Source organism: Polyangiaceae bacterium (assembly GCA_020633235.1).
Lineage (GTDB): Bacteria > Myxococcota_A > Polyangia > Polyangiales > Polyangiaceae > JACKEA01.
The window spans coordinates 988,742-1,010,654 of sequence record JACKEA010000001.1; the positions used below are offsets into that span (position 1 = coordinate 988,742).

Below are 21,913 nucleotides of genomic sequence, written 5' to 3' on the forward strand. Positions count from 1 at the left end.
TCAGTCTTTGACGATGTCGAACTCGTCGACGGTCTGATTGTCCACCGTCTTGAAGTAGCCGTGGGCCTTCTTGGCGTCGCCCCCAACGTTGAAGTCGACGAACAAGGCGCCGTACTTCGCGTTTTGATTGGAGGTGTAGATGAAGCCCCATTCCTGCTTGCAGCCGTAGGGGTAGCTGGCGGGCAGACACAGGAGCTGCGGCCGGATGCTCTGTCCGCCCAGGCCAGACACGAAGGCGAACGTCCGTCCGGGTCCGACGCACAAGGCCTTGGGATCCGAGCAGCTCGAATCCACCGTCTGATTCTGCATGTTGCTCAGGGTCTTGGTGCGCTCGTAGGAATGCTCGTGGCCGGTAGCAATGATGCCGCCCAACTTGCGACAGTTCTCGTAAACGTCCCACCCCATCTCGTCGCCCTTGCCGCCCACCTGCATCTGCTTCTGGTTCTTGTGCCAGCTGCAGATCTTCCAGATGTGATCGTCACCGGTGAGCTGATCGTTGAGGTAGTTTGCGTACTGCGTGTTCTTGCCGTCCTCGCCGACGAACACCACCTTCAGCCCGCGATACTCGATGGCGTACTTCTGATCTGACAGATCCGGGTCGTCCGGGGTGACGTTGTTGTCCGCCATGCGCTGCTTGATGTGCGTGACGTAGCCCGACCACGAGCCGGCGTCGTGATTGCCCACGGAAGCGAAATACGGGTACTTGGCGCCCAGGGTGTCGGTGATGGCCTGGAAGAAACCGTCGGGGTCGTTGCTGTAGTCGAAGTCGCCCTGGTGCAGGACGAAGTCGGCCTTCTCCGCCTTGATGAGCGCGAGCACGGACTTGAAATTCGCGCCCTCGCCGCTGTCGCCGATGAACGCGACGCGCAGGTTCGGATCCGTGGCAATGCCGGAGGCCCCACCGTTGCCCGCGCTGCCGCCGCCGCCTCCGGCGCCGCTCGCTCCGCCCGTGGCGGAGCTGCCGCCGCTGCCGGCACTGGCTCCCGCGCCCGCGGTGCCGCCCGTTCCGCCGCTGCTGCCTCCGCTGCTGCCGCCGCTTCCGGACGTTCCAGCGGTGGCGCCGGAGCCGGCCGACCCGCCGGAGCCGGCGTCGTCGTCGGAGCCGCAGGCCGCGGTCATGAACAAGGAAAGTCCCAAGGCCGCCACCGGGGCGAGCCACTCCAGCCGAACCATGACGGAAGTTTCGCCGCGTGTAGGGGGGAGCGCCAGTGCAAACGGGTCAGGGCAAGCGAAACACCGCAAAGTCGAGCCAACTCTCGACGAAATCCGGAGGACGCTTCTTGCCTTTGCCGAGCTCCTGTCGCGTGGCACTCCCCCAAACCACGTATTTCGCGTCCAGCCGAGAGAAGCTCCCGGGTTCCACCTCGACGCTACTGCCCGCGTGCTCGAAGCGAACGCGATAGTCGTGCCGGACGCGGTCGCCTTCGGGCTGCGCCATGCGTTCCGCGCCGCGCGTGACGCTGAAGTCCTTCGCCTTCGAGCTGCTACTGCCGACCTCGAACACCAGCTCCCCCTCGGGGCTGCGCGCCACCACGTGATGACGCCGGTTCGGGCCGCCCCCATGGGCCAGTATCTCGAGTACCAGCGCGTCCCCCGCAGCCACCGGCGACGGCAGCTCCGGAGGGGTGGAGAGCTGCAGTACGCGACCGCCGTCCAGCTGGAAGGTCAGCCGCTCCGCTTCGCGCGAGACTCCCTTCACGGTGACCTGGATGCTCTTGCCGGCGGAGGGCGCGCGGGTCACCCGCACGTTGCCGCCCATCGCAGCGAAGTCCGGGCCCGGAGTCGGCTTCGCCTCGACGGCGGGCTCCGTGAGCGACGCCGTTTCCGGCTCGGGTCCGAGCACCGGCAAGAAGACGTTGCCCTGGAGCTCCAGCACCGACCGCTCCCGGGCGCTTGTAAACACGAACAGCCAGCGCTGTCCCGCGTGCACGGCGCCTTCCAGCTCTGCGCGATACGCGGCCAGCACCTTTCCGTTCTCCCGCACGCGGGTCACTGCTGCGTCGCGCTCTGGAGCCAGCCAATGACGCTCGAACTCGAGGTTCAGCCCCGGCACGCGAGCGCTCCAGCGCATGTCCTGGCCGCGGGAGCCGCCCTCGAAGAACTCCGAGGTCGGTACCGGCTTGCCGTCGGCAGTGAGCTCGACGTTGGGCGCAACCCAGCGGGCGTCGCCGATTGCGCCGACGAGGGCCAAGCGTTGCCGCGCCGGGTCCCCGCGGCAGCCATCGAGCTCGAAGGCAGACAGCCAGCCACCGTCGCCGCCCAGCTTCACGCCGTGTCCCGCGGTCGTGATGCAAGCGCCCGTCGTGTCGATGACCGTGAGCTCCGGAGCGGGTGAAAGCTCCTCGCGATCGGCGACCTCCAGGGATTTTCCGGGCCCTACGAGCTCGGGCCTTCCGCGTTGGGTCGGCGCGGAGGCCGCGGGCCCCAGCACCACGAAGGTGCGGCCCACGGCGTCCACCACCCGGTACACCGAACCCGACGGCGGCAGCGGCGGTGGCGCGGCCACGCGCTTCGCCGGGCCGGCGCCGCACGACAGCATGACGCAGGCGCCCAGGATGGCGAGCGTTCGAGTCATGTGCCGTAGTCGCGGAGCATCTTCTTGAGCTCGATCTGGTGTCGCTCCTCTTGCCCGATCATGGTGCGAGCGAACTCCTCCAGGTAGATGCTGGAGCTTTCCACGGTGGCCAAGAGCTCCTTGTAGCGATGCACGGCCTCGAGCTCGTGGTTCAGGCTCTCCGTCAAGATGGCTCGGATGCTGTGCTCGTTGCTCTCCGCAATGGGACCGATGTGCATCGAGGGGTGACCCTCGAGTCCGGTCAGCAGCTCTCCCGCTTGTTGCGCGTGCAGCAGCGATTCCTGAGCCTGCAGTTTGAGGAAGTCCACGATTGGAATGCGGTTGGGACCGCTGACCATCAGCGCATAGTGCGTGTAGCGCACCACGCCGGCGAGCTCGTGCTCCAGAATGGTATTCAGGATTGCAATGGTCTTCTCGACGTCCAGATCACGCAGGGGCATGCGCAGAGTTAGAGGCCCCGCGGTCGGGGGGTCAAGCGTCGGGGCTCGCTTGGTCCGCCACAAAGCCGTACTCTCCCAGGGGTGAAGAGGGCCCGGCGAGTCATGGCCATCGTGACCACTCTGGCGGGGCTGTACGCTGCGCTGTGCGCGGCGGCCTATTTCGGTCAGCGGAAGATCTTGTTCCCTGCACCGGTCACCGGGGACAGCCCGGTGATGGACGGCGCCCGCATGACCGAGACCACGAGCTCCGCCGGCCGGACGGTCTACATCTTCCACTCCCCGGCCCCCAAGGGCGGCCCCACGGTGGTGCACTTCCACGGCAATGGCGAGGAGCTCGCGGATCTCGTGCCGCTGGCCTGGGCATTTCGACGCGCCGGGATTGGCTTCTTCGCAGCCGAGTACCCCGGCTATGGCCGCGCCAAGGCCTACGAGGCGACCGAAGACAACCTCTACACCGACGCCGAGGCAGCGCTCTGGCACCTCCACAACACGTTGGGGGTGTCTCCGGAGGACGTGGTGCTGGAGGGGCAGTCGCTGGGGTCGGGGGTGGCCACGGAAATGGCCCGGCGCGGCCACGGGGTGCGCCTGGTCTTGATCTCGCCGTTCACCTCGGTGGTCGACATGGCGTCACGGATGATGCCAATCTTGCCCGTGGGCTTCTTGGTACGGGATCGCTTCGAGAACGCAGAAAAGGCGCCCGGCGTGACGATTCCGGTACTGATCGTTCATGGTAGCGCAGATGAGGTCGTTCCCGTGAGCATGGGAAACCGTCTGGGCCAGCTCTTCCCCAACGCCACCACCTACGTCGTGGAGGGGGGGCACCACAACGACCTGTTCGTCAAGGACGGCCGGCTCATCGTCGACCACATTGCGACCTTCGTGAAAGGCGAATACGTCACTGGTTGACGCTCGGAGCTCCACCCTTGAGACTCACGCTCCCGCCCCCTTCTGCAGTTTTATCGCGGGTTCACGCTTCGGCGGATCCCGCGGTGCAACGCGCCGTGCGCGCGATCTTGGACTCCAGTCGCAGTCTGGAGCCTGCGGATCCGTTCGCTGGGGCGCATCTCAACATCGCCAACGCCCTGGGGGAGGAGCGGGACGCGAGCGAGCTGCTCGAGTATTGGCGTTCGCGTGCGCCCGGCAATCCCCGTGGCGACATGCGCTACCGTTGGGAGCTCAGTCATCGGCGCGGGGTGCGCATGCCGCCCTACGCCGAGGCCGAGAGCGAGTGGATCGCGTGGCGGGCGGCGGAACGTCCGCTGCTCGAGCGTGAACCCTTCGAGTTCGAGCAACGCTTGGCGACGCCCATCGTGCTGACCGAGAACGCGGAGCTTCTGGCGGCAGTCGCGGAAGGGGGCAGCGATCTGGCACGAGATCTGCTGGCTGAAGCGGCTCCCGTGCTACGGCGAGACTTTGCCGGATTCGTCCAGGCCCTCGACCCCTGGCAAGACACGTTCGCGTTGTGGTGCGTGACCCGCCGGCTGCGTTCCCTGGCCCTGTTGCATCCGCTGGCGGTGGCGATCGCCACCTGCTACTCGGCGACGCTGAGCGAAGCCCCGGGGCCGGTGCTCGGCATCCGTTTCCCGTTCCACCGCTTGCCGTTGGTGTCCGCCAGCGCGCAGCTCGCGTCGTCCCTGCTCTCCCTCGGCATGGAGCTCGATCTCGTCGCTGACCTGGTCGACTTCGTGGCGGCGGCGCGTCTCGAGTCCGGTGGCTGGGGAGACGCCAGCCAGGATGCCGACGTGCTCACCACGTTGGTTGCCGCGGACCTCATGGTCCGAATCGATCCATCGTTCGACTTCGAGCCCAGCCGCAAGCTCTTGGAGCGAATGCTGGGCGGTGACGACTTGTGGCGAGCGGTGGGCCCCGAGGCGCCGTGGCTCTCCGCGGAGGTGGTCACGCTGCTGGTCGCCGCTCGGCAGCCCTTCGCCCTGCGCTTTCGCTGGCCCTACCTGCCGCCGGCGAACCGGGATCACAAGACTCGCCTGCCGTTCTTCGCCTATTTCGCGGAGCTCGCGCGTCTGTTCTCGGCACTACCCGGCCTCCAGGACGCCCCCGTCGATCTCGGCTTCATCGATTTGGTCGGCTTCCGCGCCTTCAACAACGCCTACGGTCAGGATCGCGGCGACGAAGTGCTGCGCGCCTTCGCCGAGGAGCTGGAAGGTATCGATGCCGTACGCGCCATCCGCGATGGCGGCGACGAGTTCATCCTGGTCGCAGCGCCGGAGCGTCGGGGGCTCAAAGCCGAGCTGGAGGCGTTTCGCCGGGACTGGCCGGCCCGCTTCCGGGAGCGCTTCGGTGAGGACGTGCCGCCCGTGGCGCCGCGCATCCTGATCGGTCGCGCCCACGGCGCCGGCCTGGTGAGCGCCCGGGAAGAGCTCGGGCGGCGCATCACCACCCTCAAGCACGCGGAGACCGGACCCGAGGGCATCCTGGTGGACGCCGGCGACGTGGGCTGAGACTCAGTTCACCGCCAACAGCGGCGGGACGTCCGGCTCGCCGGACCGTTCTCCCGTCACCCGCACCAGCCAGTCGATGTGGGCGCGAATCACTTGCTCGATCTTCCGTCCGGGCGTGCGCGCCATCACCGGCTCCCAGCTCGACAGCCGCGGCTTGCCGGCGTTGCCGACCAGCAGCGTGGGCATCCCGCTCACGGGGTCCGTCTCGTACACGAAGAAGGTGTGATAGTGCGGGACGTTGTAGTGGTCCCAGGGGGCGAAGCCGTGGATCACGACGATGGAACCCGCTGGGTAGTCGTCGGCGTCGCGCACCAGCGCGTCGTAGAAGCGGCGCTTGAACAGATACGGAATCCGGCGGCGCTCGGGCACCGTGTGCACCTCGAACATGTCCGGGTGCTCCTGGGCGAACCTCAGGAAAACCGGGACTTGTCGGCGATTTCCCGAGATCAGCAGGTCGAAGTCCAACCGCCCCACGTGCCGGCCCGGGGGCTCGCCGCGGGGTCGGAAGTAGGTTCCGGCGGCGCGCTCCAACGTTTCTGTGACGAAGTCGATGCAAACCTGCGGTGGCCGCGCAGCCCCGACATCATCGAAAACCGGATAGCGATCGAAATTGAAGCTGTAGGAATCGTCCCCCCGTAGATAGGCGGACAACCACGTTCCGCGCAGGTGCCCATCTTGCTGGCCCCATTCGTTCTTGGGCTCGTCGAAGGGGACCTCGGCGCGCACCTGCGCCAGCATTTCGGCGCGCAACGCACCGAGGGCTCGCTCACGTGCAAGCGCTCGCCGTTTGCTTTGCGAGAGGCCGGGCGGGGCGGCAAGCTCGCAGCTCAGAGTGAGCTTCGCGCCGTCGCTCTCGAGCACGCTGTCGACCCACACGCCATCGTAACGAAGTGTCGCCAGCAGTCCTTCGCTCGTACGCCTTTGGATGCGGGCGCGATCGAAGCCGAGCCGATGCGCGAGGCTCCGCAAGTCTCGATGCAGGGGAGGCGGCGGCGTCGAGTCTGCGACGCCCACGCGGTCGAACAACAGAAGGCGGGCGGGCTTTCCGCGATCGGGCCCGTCCAGGTAGCGGTACCCGCTACCGACTCGCTTCGCGTGCAGCAGCGCGCCGCCGCGCTCGATCCAGAGCCCTGCGTCGCGGAACAAGAGGCCGAGCTCCACCCTGTCCCACAGCGCCCAGGCCACGTCGGCGCGATCGGCGTACAGGTAGCCCTCGGTGAGCAGCACGCTTCGTGCGAGCTCTGGGCTGGCGGCGAAGCGCGGCTTCCAGTGGTCGAGCAAATCCCAGGGGAACCGGCTTCCGTTCAGGCGCCTTCGGTAGGCGCGCACGATCGGATCCGTGCCGGCGTAGCGCGGCGCACGCACGAACACGACGGGCTCCCCCTTGGCGCGCGCCAGGGCCCGCATGCGATCGAGCGCCGGCGTGCCGCCCAGATCCGGAAGCGCCAGCAGACGGTCGCGCTTCGTGGTGCAGCTCACCGGCGGCGTGATCGTGGGCAGTGTCACGTGTTTGGCCGCGCGCAGGGTGGGAGCAGCCTCCGGACCGGCACAGCCGGTCACCAGCAGCATCGCAGCGAGCGTTCGTAACAGCACGGAGTCCATATTGAAATTGACACGTGCTCGCGCGCCCCGCAAAGCGACGGACTTCCTTCGTGGGCGATCGAGTGCCACCCTCGGGGTCATGCGTTGGCTCTTCACCATCGCAGCGCTCGTCGTGACGACGGCGGCTCACGCGACCAATCCGCTGGTCGTGTTCCCCGAGCGGCCGGAACGGCTGAGGGCCGTGCACTACGCGAAGCTCGACAAGAAAGCGTGCCTCGCCGAGCTCGAGGCGCGGGGTATCGACGCGATTCCGGGTCCGCCGGTACCGACCATCGATGCCCCAGTGCGGCTGCCCGCAAAGGTGCTGGGCATGCGCTACGAGTTCGCGCACCCCACCGCGCACGTGGAGAAGAAGGGGCCGGTGCTCGATTGCCGGCTGCTCCTCGCTCTCGGAGATCTGGCCATCATCGCGAAGGATCGGGGTTTCGTCGCCATTCGCTACAACAGCATTCATCGCGGGCGCTGGGCGCGATCGCCGGGACAGCGGCATGCGGCGGGAGTGGCCATCGACATCGTCTCGCTCCAGAAGCGCGATGGCAGCGAGCTCGTCATCAAGCGGGATTTCCACGGACATGGAATCGGCTCCAAGACCTGCGGTAAGGACGCACCCAAGCCCCAGGAGCCGGAGGCCAAGGAGCTTCGGCAGCTGGTCTGCGCCGTGGACCGCGCGAAGAGCTTCAACCTGCTTTTGACGCCGCACTACAATCGTGACCACGACAATCACTTCCACTTCGAGGTTCGTCGGCACATTCGCTGGTTTTTGACCCAGTAATCCCGTGGACGGCGGCCGGCTTTCGAGCTAAAGCGGCCCCCATGAGCGGGCATTCCAAGTGGGCGACGATCAAGCGCAAGAAGGGCGCCCTCGACGCCAAGCGCGGCAAGCTGTTCACCAAGCTGATCCGCGAGATCGTGACGGCGGCGCGCATCGCCGGCGGTGACGTGGACGGCAACCCCCGTCTGCGCAAGGCCGTGAACGAAGCCAAGGGGCAGCAGATGCCCGCCGACACCATCAAGCGTGCAATTCAGCGCGGAACGGGCGAGATCGACGGCGCCAACTACGACGAGGTCCTGTACGAAGGTACGGGCCCCTCCGGCACGTTGTTCCTGGTGGAGGGCATGACCGACAACCGGAACCGCACCGTGGCGGAGCTCCGCAAGATCTTCGAGAAGCACAACGGTACCCTGGGCACCTCCGGGACCGCGGGCTGGGCTTTCGATCACCTCGGCACCATCACGCTCGAGAAGACCGTGAGCGAGGAAAAGCTGATGGAAGCCGCTCTCGAAGCCGGCGCGGAGGACTACCGGGACGAGGAAGACGTGTGGGTCGTGTACACGCCCATGGAGCAGCTCTACGAGGTGACCAGCGGCCTGGAGAAAGCCGGCATTCCCATCACCGAGAGCAAGGTCGCCTACGTGCCCAAGAACAAGAAGCAGGTCGAAGGGCGGGACGCGGAAGTGTGCATGAACATGGTGGAAGCGCTGGACGACCACGATGACGTGCAGGGCGTGTATGCGGACTTCGAGCTGTCCGACGAAGAGCTCGCGCGTATTTCGGGCGACGAGTAGTTTCCGCGGCGGACCGACAACGGAAGCCGGCAGCCTCTTTCACGTATCGACCACGCAGTCTTGTTGTTGGCTCGGCGCGATGCCCGTCGCGGCATCACATGCCCGGCCAGTGGAACTGCACGGCCGAGAAATACGTGAAGGCCATGTGGCTCAGGGCCACCGGGGCGAGACGCTTGAGGAGCGACGCTTCGAAGCTCCACACCATGCCGGCGCCCAGCGCGGCCACGGGCAACAGGGGATTGAGGCCCGCGACGGGATCCCGCAACGTGTAGGCGGTGGGCAGCAGGGTGACCGCGTAGAGCAGCGTGGCCAGCATCCAACCGCGGCGGTTGCCCACGCGCCGCTCGAGCTCCCCGAGGACGTAGCCGCGCCACACCAGCTCTTCGAGCACCGGAATGCCGAGGAGCAACGCCGTCAGCGCGCTCGACTTCTGCAGCGCGTCCGTGTTGCCCACTTGTAGGTAGATGCGGAACAGCCACGCCTGCTGGGGCGTGCCGGCGGGCGCCATCGCCGAGCGCGCGACCCAGGACGCGACCAGCAACGCGCCCACGGTGATGACGCCGATGGAAATGTCGCCCCAGCGGGGAGTGATGCGCTCGGTGAGCGTGCCCTCTTCCCACATGCGGTACATGCCGAAGCCGGCTGCCAGCACGTAGGGCACCGCGAGGAACGCCCAAAACTGCCAACTGCCCGCGATCCCGGGGCGGAAAGCCAGGGCGTTGGCTGCGGAGAGCAGCACGACGACGAGTGCGACGGGGGCCATGTCAGGAGTTTTCGAAGCGATCGAGCACCCAATCCAGGATGCGATCCGCGAGCTCGATCTTGGAAAGGCGCGGCAACGGCTCGACGCTCTTCTTGGTGACGAGGGTGATGCGATTGTCGTCGCGCCCGAAGGAGTCGTCCGCGTGGTTGGCCACCACTACGTCCGCGCGCTTCTGGGCGAGCTTGCCGCGGGCGTACTCCACGACCTTCGCGTCCGAGTCCGTCTCCACGGCGAAGCCCACCAAGATGGGCCGCGCTGATTGCTTCCGCGCCAGACCGACCTCCGACAGGATGTCGGGGTTTTGCACCAGCTCGAGCTGCGCTTCCTTGGCCGTTCTCTTGATTTTCGCGGCGCGAGTCTCCGCGGGACGGTAATCGCCGACGGCCGCCGCCATGATCAGCGCGTCGGCGTGCGAGAGGTCGGGGCCCAGCGCCTGCCACACGGCGCCGCGCATCGCGATGGCGCTGCGCACGTCCACGCGCTGGGCGCCATAGGGCGTGGGTAGGTTCACGGGGCCGGCGACGAGCGTCACTCGCGCGCCCCGGGCGGCGGCTCGCTCTGCGATGGCGAAGCCCATCTTTCCGCTGGAGCGATTGGACAAGAACCGCACGGGATCCAGATCCTCCACCGTGGGACCGGCGGTGACGACGAGGTGCCGGCCCGACAGGTCTCGGGGGGAGAGCTTGAGCACTGCGGCTGCAGCGATTTCCTCCGGCTCCGCCATGCGGCCCACGCCACTGTCGCCGGAGGCCACTTCACCGTGGACGGGGCCCACCCGCTCGATGCGACCATCCGCCTCGAGCACCGCGACGTTGCGCTGCGTCGCGGGGTGACTCCACATGGCGGGATGCATCGCGGGAGCCACCAACACGGGGCACGTCGCGCACAGCACCGTCGCGGTCAGCAAATCGTCGGCGCGGCCGCGGGCGAAGCGCGCGAGCACGTCCGCCGTGGCCGGCGCGATCACCACGAGATCCGCCTCGGCCGCCAGCTCCACGTGACGCTCGCCCACCATGCTCGGGGAGAACATCTCGCTCTCCACGGGGTTCTCGGTGAGGCCGGCGAAGGTCGCCGCACCTACGAACTCTGCCCCGCTGCGGGTGAGGATCACCCGCACGTGTGCGCCCTGCTTGATCAGCAGGCGCGCGAGGAGCACGGCCTTGTACGCCGCGACGCTGCCGGTGACGCCCAGCACCACCCGCTTGCCCGTGAGCCCCCCGCGGTGAGAGCCGTCCGGGGGTCGGGTCGGCGGATGGGAGCGCGGAGCTTGGCTCTCGGTCATCGAGGGGCGAGCCTAGCGTGGGCCGGGCCCGAGACGTAGCGGTTTCCGGGCTCGAAGAAGCGCCAAGGCTTCAGCTTCCAGTCCTCTGCGTAGTCGATGCCGATCCGCGGCGAGCGCGCCACCCGGATCTTCGGAGCATCGAGCAAATACAGGGGACCTTGCGTCAGATCCTCGCCGTATGCGCTGGCGTCGATCCCGAGGGCGCGACACAGCTTTCCCGGGCCGTTGCACAGCTCGACGCGATCGGCCGACATGTTGCGACGCTTCGCCATCAGCTCGAGGCCCCCGATGGGCTCGAGGGCACGGACGAGCACGGCGTGCGGCTGCCCCACCTTGCCGGTGACCACGTTGAAATTCCAATGCATGCCGTACACGAAGAACACGTAGACGTGGCCTGCAGGTCCGAACATCGCTTCCGTGCGTCGGGTCCTGCGTCCGCCGTAGCTGTGGGCGGCCCGGTCCTCGGGGCCGCGGTAGGCCTCGGCCTCGACGATCCTGCCCGCCGTGACGCCTTCGGGGGTCTCGTGCACCAGGATCTTCCCCATCAGCTGGCGGGCGACGGTGAGCACCGGCCGAGCGAAGAAATCTCGGTCCAATCGGGCTCCCTGAGGCGATTTAGGCCACTTCTTGGGCATCCTCACCAGGCGATTACCAGAGCCCAAGCTCATCTGATAGGCTTTGGGTTCGCATGCACGCGGCCGAGGCAGCCCAGCAGGCTCCCCGCATCGTCGGGCGCTACGCCATCTATGGGGAAGTTGCCGCAGGAGGCATGGCCACCGTCCACTTTGGCCGCCTCGTGGGTCAGGTGGGCTTCAGCCGCACGGTGGCGATCAAGCGCCTCCACCCGCAGTTCGCCAAGGACCCGGACTTCGTCACCATGTTCATCGACGAAGCGCGGCTGGCCGCCCGCATCCAGCACCCCAACGTGGTGCCCACGCTGGACGTGGTGGCCCTGGAAGACGAGCTGTTCCTGGTCATGGAGTACGTCCAGGGCGAGGCTCTTTCCAAGCTGATCCGGGCGGCGCGGCGTCGCCAGGAGACGATGCCGCCCCCCGTCGCCCTCAGCATCATGGCGGGCGCCTTGCACGGCCTGCACGCCGCCCACGAGGCCAAGAGCGAGCGCGGAACGCCGCTCAACATCGTGCATCGCGATATCAGCCCGCAGAACATCCTGGTGGGGACCGACGGCGTGGCGCGGGTGCTGGACTTCGGCGTGGCCAAGGCCGCCATGCGCGCGACGTCGACCCGCGATGGCCAGATGAAGGGCAAGGTCAGCTACATGGCGCCGGAGCAGATGCGCGGGCGCGGCGTGGACCGCCGCACCGACATCTTCGCCGCTGGCATCGTGCTGTGGGAGGCGCTGACCGGTCGTCGTCTGTTCGACGGCAACGACCCGGGGGAGGTCCTCGCCAAGCTGCTCGAAGATCCGATCCCGTTGCCCTCCAGCGTGGAACCGAGCTTGCCGCAGAAGCTCGACGCAGTGGTCATGAAGGCGTTGGAGCGGGACGTGAGCCTCCGCTACGCCACCGCTCGCGATTTCGCGACCGCGCTCGAGGAAGTGTCTCGCCCCGCGTTTCCCCGGGAGGTCGGGGAGTGGGTGGAAACCGTCGGAGGCGACGCGCTTTCTCGACGCGCGGAGCAGGTCGCGGAAATCGAGAGCGTTTCCAGCCACGTCGGGCCGCAGGTGCACTCGCCGCCGGACTCACTCCCGGTGGCTGAGGTCACGAGCCAGGTGACGTCGCCGTCCGAGGTGCGCCACTCGATGGTGAGCCAACCGTCCCACGCCAGCGTCCCTTCGGCGGTGGCGCCGGCTCCGAAGCGCGGGCCGTTGATCGCGGTGCTCTTGGGGGTCGCGGCGGCGCTTGGGATCGCCTTCGTGGTGCTGCTGGTGGCGTTGGTGGGACGCCAGCGTTCGCCCAGCGTCGAGGCGGTGAGCACCGGAGCTGCGCCGTCGCCCCCGCCAGTTCAGACCATGGCCCCAGCCGTTCCGCCCCAACCCGCGGTGTCGGAGGTCGCGAGCGCACCGGAGCCGGTGGCCGCACCCAGCGCCAGTGCGCCCGTGGCCAAGCCAAAGCTCGGCACCACCGCCAAGGTGGTCCCCAGAGCCACCAGCAAGCCGGCGACCAAGCCTACGACGGCGCCCACGCCGCCAAAACCCGCGAGCAACTGCAATCCGCCGTACACCGTCGACAAGAACGGTATCAAGCGGCCCAAGCCCGAGTGCCTGTGAGCTATGCTCTGCTCGATGGTGCGTCGTCTTTCCGTATCCGCAGCTATTGGCGTCCTTCTGTTCTCGTCCGTGGCACTGGCCGACCAGAAGGAAGAGTGCGTTACGGCCTACACCAAGGCGCAGGAGCTCCGTAGCGACGCGAAGCTGCGCGAAGCTCGGGAGCAGCTCCTCACCTGTGCTCAGTCGGCCTGCCCGGACTTCATCAAGCGAGACTGCAGCAAGTGGCTCGGCGAGGTGGAGGCCACGCTGCCGACGGTGGTCTTCAGCGCCAAGCTCGATGGCAAGGACCTCACGGACGTGCGGGTCCGGTCCGGCGACAAGGTGATCAGCGAATCCATCGACGGCCGTGCCGTCCCCTGGGATCCGGGCTCCGCCACCTTCGTGTTCGAGAACGACGAGCTGGGCGAGAAGGAAGTCACCCTGATCGTCAAAGAAGGCCAGAAGGCGCAGTCCGTGGAGGCGGTGTTCGAGAGCAAGACCAGCGGCGGGTCCGCGGGTGGAAGCGCCAAGCTCGATACCGGCAGCGCGGACGACAAGACCCTGGCCTACGTCCTCGGCGGCGTGGGGCTCGTGGGTCTCGGTGGCTTCGCCTACTTCGGGCTCAGTGGCAACAGCGACAAGAGCTCGCTGGCCTGCGCGGACACCAAGACCTGCACCGACGAAGACCTGGATCCCATCAAGAAGAAGTATCTGTTCGCCGACATCTCGCTGGGCGTCGGCGTGGTGTCCCTCGGCGTGGCGACCTATCTGCTGCTCTCGCCGTCGAGCAAGACCGAGCCCGCGAAGGACGACACGGCCGTCCGTTTCGACGTGGTGCCCTCGTCGCGCGGCGGCTTCGCCACCGTCAGCGGCGCCTTCTGATCAGAAACCCAGCAGGCGTCCTACCTGGAACACCAGCAGGCTCGCCCCGTAGGCGAGGGCGGTCATGTAGGTGAACAGGAACGCGGGCCAGCGCCAGCTACGCGTCTCTCGGCGCACCACGGCAAGGGTGCTCATGCACTGGCTGGCGAGGGCGAAGAACACCATCAACGAGAGCCCCACCAGGGGGGTGTAGACGGGCTTGCCATCCGCCCGGGTGTCGTGGCGGATGCGCTCCCGAAGCGGCGTGACCGCTTCGTCGCCGTCGCCCACCCCGTACACCAGACCCATGGTGCTCACGAACACCTCACGCGCCGCGAACGCTCCGATCAGCCCCACACCGATCTTCCAGTCGAAACCCAGAGGTTCGAGCGCGGGCTCGATGGCATGGCCGATGCGGCCGGCGTAGCTGTTCTTGAGCTGCTCCGAGGCTTGCGCCTTGGTCCCTTGCACCGCGGCGACGGCGGGCCTGTTCACGTTGGTGTCCGGCTCGTGCTTCGGGAAGTACAACAGCGCCCACAGCACCACGGTGCACGCCAAGATCACCGTGCCCGCTTCCCGCAAGAACACCGTTGAGCGCTCCCACATCATGCGCACCACGCTGCGCATGTTTGGAACGCGGTACGGAGGTAGCTCCAGGATCAGGGGTACCCGGCGGCCCTTGACCACGGTGCGGCCGAGCACGCCCGCCGCTATCAACGCGATGATGGTGGAGAACACGTACATGGCCACCATCAACAGGCCTTGTATGGGGATCCAGCCCATCACCCGGGTGGGTGGAAACAGCGCCCCGATGATCAGCGTGTACACCGGCAGCCGGGCGGAGCAGGTCATCAGCGGGATGACCAGCATGGTGAGCAGGCGATCTCGTCGCCGTTCCATGGTGCGCGTGGCGAGGATCGCCGGCACCGCGCAGGCAAAGCCCGAGAGCATCGGCACGAAGGCGCGCCCGTGTAGCCCGAGGGACCGCATGATGCGATCCATCAGAAAAGCTACGCGCGACATGTACCCGGAGTCTTCCAGGATGCCGATGAACAGGAACAAGAGCAGGATCTGCGGCAAGAACACCAACACGTTGCCCACGCCGCCAATGACCCCGTCCACCAAGAGGTCCCGCACGATGCCGTCGGGCAGCGTGGCCTTGGTGAGCTCCGCCAGCCACTCGAAGCCGCCTTCGATCCATCCAATCGCAGGATCCGCCCAGGAGAACAGTGCCTGGAACAGCACGAGCATGAGCAGGATGAAGAACGCGAAGCCCCACACCGGGTGCAGCAGCACTTTGTCGACCCGATCGGAAGACGCGCGCTTCTTCGGGTGACGGTCGGTCCGGCCGTAGAGGCGATCTGCGTGCGCATCCAAGAATGCGTAGCGCGACGCAATCACCTCGCGATCCAGGTCTCGGTCACCTGCGGCCTGCTGCACCTCCAGGCAACGGTCCCGAAGCTCCTCGGGCATATCGGTGAGCTCGTCGTCCGGCTCGATGCTGGTCAACGCCCACATCGCCAGCGCGCGGTCGCGCTCCACGCTGCCGCGCCACTCCTTGGGCAGCGCGTCCGCCACGCGATCCGCGTCCCGCCGCAGGGCCTCCGGATAGCGCAGGTCCACCCGGCCCCGGGGCGGGTCGGCCAGGGCCTCGAAGATCACCTCTGCGAGGGCCTTCATGCCCTTCCCGTGGCGTGCGTCCGTGCTCACGCAGGGCACCCCCAAAAGTGCGCTCAACGCTGCCGGATCCGGCGGATTGTCCGTGACCTCGTCGATCATGTTCAATGCGATGACGACCGGAACGGACAGCTCCAGGAGTTGGAGCACGAGGTACAGATTGCGGATCAACTGTCCGGCGTCCACGACCACCACCGCGAGCCGGGGCTTGGGCTCGCTACCGAAACCCAGGACGGAGTTGATGGCGATCTGCTCTTCGACGGAGCGAGCGCTCAGGGAGTATGCGCCGGGAACGTCGACCAGCTCGATCACGTCCCCCGCGCTGGAACGCAAGGTGCCGACCCGCCGCTCGACCGTGATCCCGGGGTAGTTGCCGACGCGGGCGTTTTGCCCCGTGAGTCGATTGAACAGTGTCGTCTTGCCGACGTTCGGGTTGCCGACGACGACGACCAGAGGCCGCGACGCGCGGGCGTCCGGCTCGATGACGCGGGCGGCTGCGGTCACGGTGAGCTGCTGGCGCAGTCGGTCGCGAGCTCGACGCCGCTACGGGATGCGACGTCGACCAGGTCGGATAGGGGCGCGGCGTCCACGGCGACCACACGCACACAGGCGGCCTCGGCACGCCGGATGGAAAGACTCGCGCCGCGCACCAGGAGCTCCACGGGATCCCCCAGAGGCGCGACGCTGACCAGCTCCACTCGCGTTCCCGGCACCAGCCCGAGCTCCATCAACCGGCGACGAAAGGCACGCTCACCCCCGACGTGCTGCACGGTCATGACGTCTCCGATTCGGGCTTGGGCGAGCTGCATTACGAGGGCTTCCGACTGGTAATGAAAACGACTTTCAATTTCAACTATAGTATCGGCGAGAGCGATTAGCCAGTGCTCATTTCTTAGCGCGTGCTCGGAGGCTCGGGGATCACAAACCGGCGGCGAAAGCCCGCACAAATGACCCCCGTCAACGTCGCCCCAGGCGAGCGAGGGCCGCGCTGATGCTGTCGGCCAGCACCGGGCCCGAGGTGGGCTCCGGGATCACCCGCAGCACGCTGCGCAACGCGTCCAGCATTTCCTGGGCGGAGCGGAAGCGCCGCTTCGGATCCCGCTCGAGGGCGCGGTGCACTGCCGTCGTGAGGCCCATCGGCAGCTCCGGACAGCGCGTGCTCAAGAGCGGAACGCGTCCCTCTCGCACTCGATTCAAGACCTCGACGTCCGTCGCACCGTCGTACAGCCGCCCGCCGGTGTACGCCTCCCACAGCACCACCCCCAAACTGAAGAGGTCGGACTGCGGCGTGGGGTCGTACCCCTGCGCCATCTCTGGCGCCATGTAGGACAGCTTGCCCTTTACGATGTCGGGCTGCGTGATGCGACCGCGGTCCATCGCCCGCGCCATGCCGAAATCGGCGAGCTTGGTCACGCCCACCACGTCGAGCAAGATGTTGGGTGGTGAAACGTCCCGGTGCAGCACCGGTGTGACGCGTCCGTCCGAAGTGCGCAACGTGTGTGCCGCTTCCAGCCCACGCAGCACCTCTAGCCCCATCGCTGTCACGAGCTGCCAGGGAGCTCGCTTTCCGATCTTGGCAAAGCTCCGCAGGTAGTCACCGAAATGCAGGCCTTCCACCCACTCCGTGATCAGGTAGTAGCGGCCGCCCTCGTCCAGCCCGAAGTCGTGGATTTGTACGATGTGCGGATGCCGAAGCAGCGCGCCCACCCGCGCCTCTTCGATGAACATCGCGATCACGTCGGGCAAGTCGTTCAATTGCTCGTGGACGCGCTTGAGCGCCACGGTGCTGCGCACTCCGTGCACTCCGTAGGTGAGCGCCCGCCACACCGACGCCATACCGCCTTCTCCCACCAGCTCCACCAGCGCGTACTTGCCGTCGACGATGGTTCCGGGTTGGTCCGGTAGAGACACGTGGGACGCAGGCACTTGACCGAGCTTAGCCTGGATGGCCCGCCTGCTGTTGTTGGTTCGGCGCGGTCACGCCGCGGAGAGCCGGTCAGTCGCTGCTGACGTCGGCGCTGGCGTCATCGGCCCCGTCCGTCGCGGCGTCATCGGCCCCGTCCGTCGCGGCGTCATCGGCCCCGTCCGTCGCGGCGTCATCGGCCCCGTCCGTCGCGGCGTCGACGGCCCCGTCCGTCGCGGCGTCCTTGGGCGTGATGCCCGCGTCGAGCACGGTACAGGCGCACGCCCCAAAGCCCGTGCCGTCCTGCGCGCACTGCTGCACCCCACGGCAGGCGTCGGTCTCACACGCGCGGAATTGAAGCGGCTGGCAGGCCAAGGGCTGCTCTGTGGGCGTCTCCGAAGAGCACGCCCCCACCACCGCCAGCAGGGCAAAAAGCCCCCAACGCTTCAGCACTCGGTTGCGCAGTTCGTGGAGATGCAGGTCACGTAGTTGAGCATCGTGGTCTTGCTCGCGGCGTACTGCGGGCAATACGTATCGATGCAGCTGCTGAGCTCGGAGACGGTCGTCGCCGTCGCGCAGGCCGTGCCTGCGCAGTTGAGCAGCGCCGAGCAGTTGGTGTCGTTGACGCAGGCCTCCGCCGAAGAGCAGCAGTAGCTCTGCATGCAGGCGTCACAGGTGGGATCCTGAAGCGCCACGCTGCAGGTCCCGCCGGAACCACCGGTGCCCGTGCTGCCGCAGCTGCCGCAGTTGAAGGTCGTGACCTCGTCCACGCAGTAGGTGTCCCACTCCGTGGTGCAGCAGTAAGAGTCGTTTCCGCAAACGCAGTTCATGATCGTGGAGTTGCTGCAGCCGGGGTTCAGGCTGGCCGTGCAGCAGGTTCCGCTGGAGGTACCGCCTCCCGTGCCGCCAAGACCGCCCGTGCCACCGGTGGCCCCGAAGCCCCCCGTGCCGCCCGTGGCTCCGAAGCCGCCGATTGCACCCGAACCGCCGGTTCCGGCCGTTGCGCCGGTGCCGCCGCTGCCCCCGGCTCCAAAGCCGCCGGCGTTGCCGAACCCGCCGGCGTTGCCGAAGCCTCCGGCGTTGCCGAATCCGCCGGTGTTGCCGCCGCCCGTACCCGTCGAGCAATGCGCGGAGCAGGTGTTGGCGTCACTGCCGGCGCAGGTGCAGGCCTCGTAGCAAGTCTTGCACGAGCCACAGTCGGGGTTGTGCGTACAGCCCGGCGTGCCGATGACTCCGCCGACCCCGCCGCCGCCCGACTGAGCACCCGCGCCGCCGGTGCCCAGGCCCGTGTCGTCACTGGTCGCGCAACCGCCCACCGCCGCGAGCAGCGCTATACTTCCCGAAACCAACACCAAAGCACCGAAGCGACCCATCCCGAATCCTTCCTTTCCCCCGCGGCCGACGGTATCTGCCTCCATTCCGCTGCGGCCGCAAATCCAAGCGCCATGTCCCAGCCTCTGCGTATCGTCGTCTTCGACCGAACTCAGCGAGGTCGCAGGCTTTTTCCGGGCTTGAGCAGGATCTGGAGCGCGGGTGCCCGGCTGTACCAGAGCCTCGATCGCGTGGACGAGCGCATCGCGGCCGGCAGCTGGCAGGAGGCCCTGGTTCGGGTCTTGAACCTCGAACGGCCGATCGCTGAGCTGCAGGTCTGGGCGCACGGCAAGTGGGGCGACGTGAGGCTCGGCCCGCAGGCCCTCGAGCTCGACTCCTTCCAGCGCCCGAGCTCGGAGCTTCGGCAGCTTCGCGAGCGCCTCGCCCCCGGCGCCCTGGTTTGGTTTCGCACCTGCGAGACCTTTGGCGCCCACCGCGGGCAGGCGTTCGCGTCCGTCGCCGCCGACTGGCTGGGCTGCACCGTTGCCGGGCACACGCACGTCATTGGCTACTGGCAGAGCGGCTTGCACGTGCTCGCGCCCGGAGCGAAGCCGACGTGGTCCGCCGACGAGGGACTGCTGCGCGGCACGCCGGAGCATCCGCTGCAGGCGCTACCGTCCACGCCCTTCGCGCCCAACACCGTGACCTGCCTGGAGGGCAGCATCCCGGCTCACTTCACGTAGATCGGATTCGAATAGATCCAAACGAAGGATTTCTCCGCGAGCTCGGCGTAGCTCGACAACTGCGCGAGCAAGTGACGGGGGCGGATGCGAACCTCGGCGCGGTAGGCCCCCGGCTCCGTGGTCTGGAACGCGAGGCTCTTGGAGCCCTCGTCCATCAGCTCCCAGCCCGACTCCACCGCGCGGAGCAGCCGCACGACGATCTCGGGTTTGTCCGCCTTGGGATCGAGACCCTGCACGCGCGGTGCGGTGATCCGCAGCTCGCTCCCGACCGGCACCTCGCTCCCCATCTCGCTGGTCTCGCCCGAGCTCAGTGCCACGTAGTCGAAGCCCACCGGGTACCCCAACACTTCGAAGGCTCCGTACGCCCGTCCCGCCGAAAGGCCCGCCTTCAAGTCCCGATCGTCCCAGCTGCCGTCGGCCTGGGGCTTCACCAGTACGTGATTCGAAAACCACTGCATCATCCTGCGGTAGCTGTCGATACGCTCTCCGTCAGGCAGCTCGTCCTGGAACACGTTCTGGTGACAATCCGTGCCCACGGTGGTGATGCGGTGAACGCCACGGGACAGCACCGTGCCCCACTTGTCCACGTAGCGCGCGTCTTCACTGATGATGGGCAGCAAGATCAGATCCGGATGCGGCAGCTCCTCCGGGGTCTTGAGCTTGGCGACCAGACCGATGGCGGCGCCCGCGCCGATGATCAGATTCGCGTGCAGGTTGTACATCTCGAAGCCGTCGAAAGGCAGATCGGCGAGCTGATCCACCGTCCAGTCTTCGGTGTGCTGTGCGAGGACCAGGCCCCCCGCCGCCTTGAGCTTCTGCATGGACTCCTGCGAAACGTCGCCGTAAACCGCTTCGCGTTCAGTGACGTCCGTGGACACGTGGTGCTCGAGGCCGACGGGCATGGTCGCGGTCTCGGTGCCCGCCATGATCAGCGGGGTGCGCCCATCTGGACACGCCATGCGATTCGCCGTGGGAAGTCCATCGTGCTCCACCAGGGCGTCGCCGGCGGAGGCGTCGTAGAGCAACACGTCCGGATACTCGGTCCGGGCGTAGGACTCCTTGTGATCCGAGAGCATCACGAAATCGTGCTCCGTGGTGCACACGCCGTGACGGAAGTCCGCGAGGCATGGGGCGTTGACGGCGTCGTTGGCGTCGCGGGGCTCACCATCGCAGGCGTCGTGGGAGTAGACGGAGTGCGCGTGCACCAGGCCTCTGCGATCCAGATAGCCCCGGGCGCCCGGCGCGCTCGCGGTGGGAAACACGACGCCCGATTTCCAGATCGGACCCGAGCTTGGTTCGGGCTCGTCCGACGAGCCCGAACACCCCAAGAGCAGCAAACACGAAAGGACGACGCCCGATGCCTTCACCCGCCCATCTTCCCACTTCCGGCCATCCCCGTCAGCCGATGGCAAAGGGGCCGAGGCGCCGAACTTCCATGCGTCGAGTCATGAGCTCGATGAAGCGCCGATTCCGAAACAGCACCATCACGACCATCCCGAAGTAACCCCGCGGCAGCTTCGGACTTTCTTCGAAGTGGCGGAGCTTCTCGTAGGGGCGAGTGGCGTGGGCGTGGTGATCCGCGTGCCGAGAAAGTCCCACCAGGGAATACAGGGTGAACCAGGACTCGGCGTCCCAAGAATCCAGGGGTGTCACCTTGCGTCCCGCGCGCGAGAGGCCCCAGTGCTCGAAGTAGTTCACCGCCTCCAGCAGGCGAATCGCCCCGAGTGCTTGCAGCAGAAACACGACCATCGCGGCGGGACCGAACACGGCCAGCAGCGCCGCGGCCAGGGTCAGCTCGGCGACGAGCCCGTGCACGACGCGGTTCTTCAGCATGCGGCGGTCCCAAAGCCTCATGTCGGCATCTCCCAGACGCTTCTTCTCCAGAGCCAAGGCGCTGCGGAACTGCGCGGGAACGGTTCGCCGCCAGAACTGGTGGAAGGTCTCGCCGAACCGTGCGGTGGCGGGATCGTCCAACGTCCCCACGCGAACGTGGTGTCCTCGGACGTGCTCCGTGAAGAAGTGCTCGTAGCAGACCGTCACCAGCAGCAGTCGACCCAAGACCTGGAGATGTCGCTCGCGTCGATGGATGAGCTCGTGGGCGACGACGATGGCAGAGTAGCCGGAGTTCACCGAAAGGAGCACTGCGGCCACCAGAGTGTCGACGCGCAGCAGTCCCCCAAGCGCGAACATCCGCGCCATGAGCAGCAGGTTCACGACTTGAAGCGCGACCAAGAGATACAAGATGGCGTCGAAGGGCCACGCCGAAACCTGCTCCGCGGGCTGCTGCCGCGCCGGCCCGGCGCGGTTGTCGATCAAGACGGACGCGACCACGACGAGCAGCCACAGGACGGAAAGACTTGCCGGGTGAGGTCCCGTGGCGACGAAGCTCAGGGTCGATAGCGGCATGCTCAAGCACAGGAGATGACGAGCCCAGATCCGGGGCACCGACGCCGAGCCCTCGTCGCTCTTCAAGTCTATGGAAATACTCATTTTATGGACCACTCTGGCTCGCACATACGAAA

General features: G+C 67.2%; 21 protein-coding genes. 7 read left to right on the forward strand and 14 right to left on the reverse strand.

Going from position 1 to position 21,913, the window contains the following annotated elements:
* The 3 genes from H6717_04340 to H6717_04350 are packed head-to-tail and all read right to left on the reverse strand — an operon-like array spanning position 1 to position 3,009.
* Positions 1 to 1,173 carry a metallophosphoesterase gene (locus tag H6717_04340; GenBank protein MCB9576250.1) on the reverse strand — a complete coding sequence of 391 codons (1,173 nt, stop codon included), beginning with the start codon at positions 1,171 to 1,173 and terminating at the stop codon, positions 1 to 3.
* A gap of 46 nt (positions 1,174 to 1,219) precedes the next feature.
* Positions 1,220 to 2,575, reverse strand: coding sequence for a hypothetical protein (locus tag H6717_04345; protein MCB9576251.1), 1,356 nt, complete (start codon positions 2,573 to 2,575; stop codon positions 1,220 to 1,222).
* On the reverse strand, positions 2,572 to 3,009 hold the full coding sequence (locus H6717_04350) for a bacterioferritin (GenBank protein MCB9576252.1): 438 nt from the start codon (positions 3,007 to 3,009) through the stop codon (positions 2,572 to 2,574). Before H6717_04350 ends, H6717_04345 begins: the two co-directional genes overlap by 4 nt.
* 108 nt (positions 3,010 to 3,117) lie before the next feature.
* Between H6717_04350 and H6717_04355 the strand changes: the two genes are divergently transcribed.
* Positions 3,118 to 3,921 (forward strand): alpha/beta hydrolase, encoded by an 804-nt coding sequence (locus H6717_04355; protein ID MCB9576253.1) that lies wholly within the window; start codon positions 3,118 to 3,120, stop codon positions 3,919 to 3,921.
* Between the two features lie 83 nt (positions 3,922 to 4,004).
* Positions 4,005 to 5,474 carry a diguanylate cyclase gene (locus H6717_04360; protein ID MCB9576254.1) on the forward strand — a complete coding sequence of 490 codons (1,470 nt, stop codon included), beginning with the start codon at positions 4,005 to 4,007 and terminating at the stop codon, positions 5,472 to 5,474.
* Between the two features lie 3 nt (positions 5,475 to 5,477).
* Here H6717_04360 and H6717_04365 read toward each other — a convergent pair whose 3' ends face one another.
* On the reverse strand, positions 5,478 to 7,043 hold the full coding sequence (locus H6717_04365; protein ID MCB9576255.1) for a hypothetical protein: 1,566 nt from the start codon (positions 7,041 to 7,043) through the stop codon (positions 5,478 to 5,480).
* A gap of 112 nt (positions 7,044 to 7,155) precedes the next feature.
* Between H6717_04365 and H6717_04370 the strand changes: the two genes are divergently transcribed.
* Both H6717_04370 and H6717_04375 read left to right on the forward strand, forming a co-directional pair.
* Positions 7,156 to 7,848 (forward strand): extensin family protein, encoded by a 693-nt coding sequence (locus H6717_04370; protein ID MCB9576256.1) that lies wholly within the window; start codon positions 7,156 to 7,158, stop codon positions 7,846 to 7,848.
* A 41-nt stretch (positions 7,849 to 7,889) separates the two neighbouring features.
* Positions 7,890 to 8,642, forward strand: coding sequence for a YebC/PmpR family DNA-binding transcriptional regulator (locus tag H6717_04375; protein MCB9576257.1), 753 nt, complete (start codon positions 7,890 to 7,892; stop codon positions 8,640 to 8,642).
* Between the two features lie 94 nt (positions 8,643 to 8,736).
* Here H6717_04375 and H6717_04380 read toward each other — a convergent pair whose 3' ends face one another.
* Genes H6717_04380 through H6717_04390 form a run of 3 tightly spaced genes read right to left on the reverse strand, consistent with a single transcriptional unit; the run spans position 8,737 to position 11,355 of the window.
* Positions 8,737 to 9,405, reverse strand: a complete 669-nt coding sequence (locus H6717_04380) for a CPBP family intramembrane metalloprotease (protein ID MCB9576258.1) — start codon at positions 9,403 to 9,405, stop codon at positions 8,737 to 8,739.
* 1 nt (position 9,406) lies between these two features.
* Positions 9,407 to 10,687, reverse strand: a complete 1,281-nt coding sequence (gene coaBC / locus H6717_04385) for a bifunctional phosphopantothenoylcysteine decarboxylase/phosphopantothenate--cysteine ligase CoaBC (protein ID MCB9576259.1) — start codon at positions 10,685 to 10,687, stop codon at positions 9,407 to 9,409.
* Positions 10,684 to 11,355 carry a DNA-3-methyladenine glycosylase gene (locus H6717_04390; protein ID MCB9576260.1) on the reverse strand — a complete coding sequence of 224 codons (672 nt, stop codon included), beginning with the start codon at positions 11,353 to 11,355 and terminating at the stop codon, positions 10,684 to 10,686. The genes coaBC and H6717_04390 overlap by 4 nt, the downstream gene beginning before the upstream one ends.
* 20 nt (positions 11,356 to 11,375) lie before the next feature.
* Here H6717_04390 and H6717_04395 point away from each other — a divergent pair, with 20 nt between their 5' ends.
* Together H6717_04395 and H6717_04400 are read left to right on the forward strand one after the other, a co-directional pair.
* Complete coding sequence (locus tag H6717_04395; GenBank protein ID MCB9576261.1) at positions 11,376 to 12,917, forward strand: protein kinase; 1,542 nt, start codon at positions 11,376 to 11,378, stop codon at positions 12,915 to 12,917.
* A 15-nt stretch (positions 12,918 to 12,932) separates the two neighbouring features.
* Positions 12,933 to 13,778 carry a hypothetical protein gene (locus H6717_04400; protein MCB9576262.1) on the forward strand — a complete coding sequence of 282 codons (846 nt, stop codon included), beginning with the start codon at positions 12,933 to 12,935 and terminating at the stop codon, positions 13,776 to 13,778.
* Here H6717_04400 and feoB read toward each other — a convergent pair whose 3' ends face one another.
* The 5 genes from feoB to H6717_04425 all read right to left on the reverse strand — a co-directional run bounded on the left by feoB (position 13,779) and on the right by H6717_04425 (position 18,710).
* Positions 13,779 to 15,938 carry a ferrous iron transport protein B gene (feoB, locus tag H6717_04405; GenBank protein ID MCB9576263.1) on the reverse strand — a complete coding sequence of 720 codons (2,160 nt, stop codon included), beginning with the start codon at positions 15,936 to 15,938 and terminating at the stop codon, positions 13,779 to 13,781. It abuts the gene before it with no gap.
* A complete protein-coding gene (locus H6717_04410) occupies positions 15,935 to 16,243 on the reverse strand; it encodes a ferrous iron transport protein A (GenBank protein MCB9576264.1) in 309 nt (102 codons plus the stop codon). The genes feoB and H6717_04410 overlap by 4 nt, the downstream gene beginning before the upstream one ends.
* A gap of 148 nt (positions 16,244 to 16,391) precedes the next feature.
* On the reverse strand, positions 16,392 to 17,360 hold the full coding sequence (locus H6717_04415) for a serine/threonine protein kinase (protein MCB9576265.1): 969 nt from the start codon (positions 17,358 to 17,360) through the stop codon (positions 16,392 to 16,394).
* 70 nt (positions 17,361 to 17,430) lie between these two features.
* Positions 17,431 to 17,790, reverse strand: coding sequence for a hypothetical protein (locus H6717_04420; protein MCB9576266.1), 360 nt, complete (start codon positions 17,788 to 17,790; stop codon positions 17,431 to 17,433).
* On the reverse strand, positions 17,784 to 18,710 hold the full coding sequence (locus tag H6717_04425; protein ID MCB9576267.1) for a hypothetical protein: 927 nt from the start codon (positions 18,708 to 18,710) through the stop codon (positions 17,784 to 17,786). The genes H6717_04420 and H6717_04425 overlap by 7 nt, the downstream gene beginning before the upstream one ends.
* Before the next feature lie 138 nt (positions 18,711 to 18,848).
* On the opposite strand from H6717_04425, the gene H6717_04430 reads away from it, so the two are divergent.
* Positions 18,849 to 19,391, forward strand: a complete 543-nt coding sequence (locus H6717_04430) for a DUF4347 domain-containing protein (GenBank protein ID MCB9576268.1) — start codon at positions 18,849 to 18,851, stop codon at positions 19,389 to 19,391.
* On the opposite strand, the gene H6717_04435 is transcribed toward H6717_04430, so the two are convergent.
* Together H6717_04435 and H6717_04440 are read right to left on the reverse strand one after the other, a co-directional pair.
* Complete coding sequence (locus H6717_04435) at positions 19,379 to 20,758, reverse strand: hypothetical protein (protein ID MCB9576269.1); 1,380 nt, start codon at positions 20,756 to 20,758, stop codon at positions 19,379 to 19,381. The two genes, H6717_04430 and H6717_04435, sit on opposite strands and share 13 nt — an antisense overlap.
* Positions 20,759 to 20,789: 31 nt before the next feature.
* Positions 20,790 to 21,881 (reverse strand): alkane 1-monooxygenase, encoded by a 1,092-nt coding sequence (locus H6717_04440; GenBank protein ID MCB9576270.1) that lies wholly within the window; start codon positions 21,879 to 21,881, stop codon positions 20,790 to 20,792.
* Between the last annotated feature and the right edge of the window lie 32 nt (positions 21,882 to 21,913).

Excerpts from the sequence above, each read along its gene's own strand:
- H6717_04345 (MCB9576251.1), bottom strand. The coding sequence starts at position 2,575 with ATGACTCGAACGCTCGCCATCCTGGGCGCCTGCGTCATGCTGTCGTGC.
- coaBC (MCB9576259.1), bottom strand. The coding sequence starts at position 10,687 with ATGACCGAGAGCCAAGCTCCGCGCTCCCATCCGCCGACCCGACCCCCG.
- H6717_04410 (MCB9576264.1), bottom strand. The coding sequence starts at position 16,243 with ATGCAGCTCGCCCAAGCCCGAATCGGAGACGTCATGACCGTGCAGCAC.
- H6717_04395 (MCB9576261.1), top strand. The coding sequence starts at position 11,376 with ATGCACGCGGCCGAGGCAGCCCAGCAGGCTCCCCGCATCGTCGGGCGC.
- H6717_04340 (MCB9576250.1), bottom strand. The coding sequence starts at position 1,173 with ATGGTTCGGCTGGAGTGGCTCGCCCCGGTGGCGGCCTTGGGACTTTCC.
- H6717_04380 (MCB9576258.1), bottom strand. The coding sequence starts at position 9,405 with ATGGCCCCCGTCGCACTCGTCGTCGTGCTGCTCTCCGCAGCCAACGCC.
- H6717_04375 (MCB9576257.1), top strand. The coding sequence starts at position 7,890 with ATGAGCGGGCATTCCAAGTGGGCGACGATCAAGCGCAAGAAGGGCGCC.
- H6717_04355 (MCB9576253.1), top strand. The coding sequence starts at position 3,118 with ATGGCCATCGTGACCACTCTGGCGGGGCTGTACGCTGCGCTGTGCGCG.
- H6717_04425 (MCB9576267.1), bottom strand. The coding sequence starts at position 18,710 with ATGGGTCGCTTCGGTGCTTTGGTGTTGGTTTCGGGAAGTATAGCGCTG.
- H6717_04370 (MCB9576256.1), top strand. The coding sequence starts at position 7,156 with ATGCGTTGGCTCTTCACCATCGCAGCGCTCGTCGTGACGACGGCGGCT.
- H6717_04440 (MCB9576270.1), bottom strand. The coding sequence starts at position 21,881 with ATGAGTATTTCCATAGACTTGAAGAGCGACGAGGGCTCGGCGTCGGTG.
- H6717_04390 (MCB9576260.1), bottom strand. The coding sequence starts at position 11,355 with ATGAGCTTGGGCTCTGGTAATCGCCTGGTGAGGATGCCCAAGAAGTGG.
- H6717_04365 (MCB9576255.1), bottom strand. The coding sequence starts at position 7,043 with ATGCTGCTGGTGACCGGCTGTGCCGGTCCGGAGGCTGCTCCCACCCTG.
- H6717_04400 (MCB9576262.1), top strand. The coding sequence starts at position 12,933 with ATGGTGCGTCGTCTTTCCGTATCCGCAGCTATTGGCGTCCTTCTGTTC.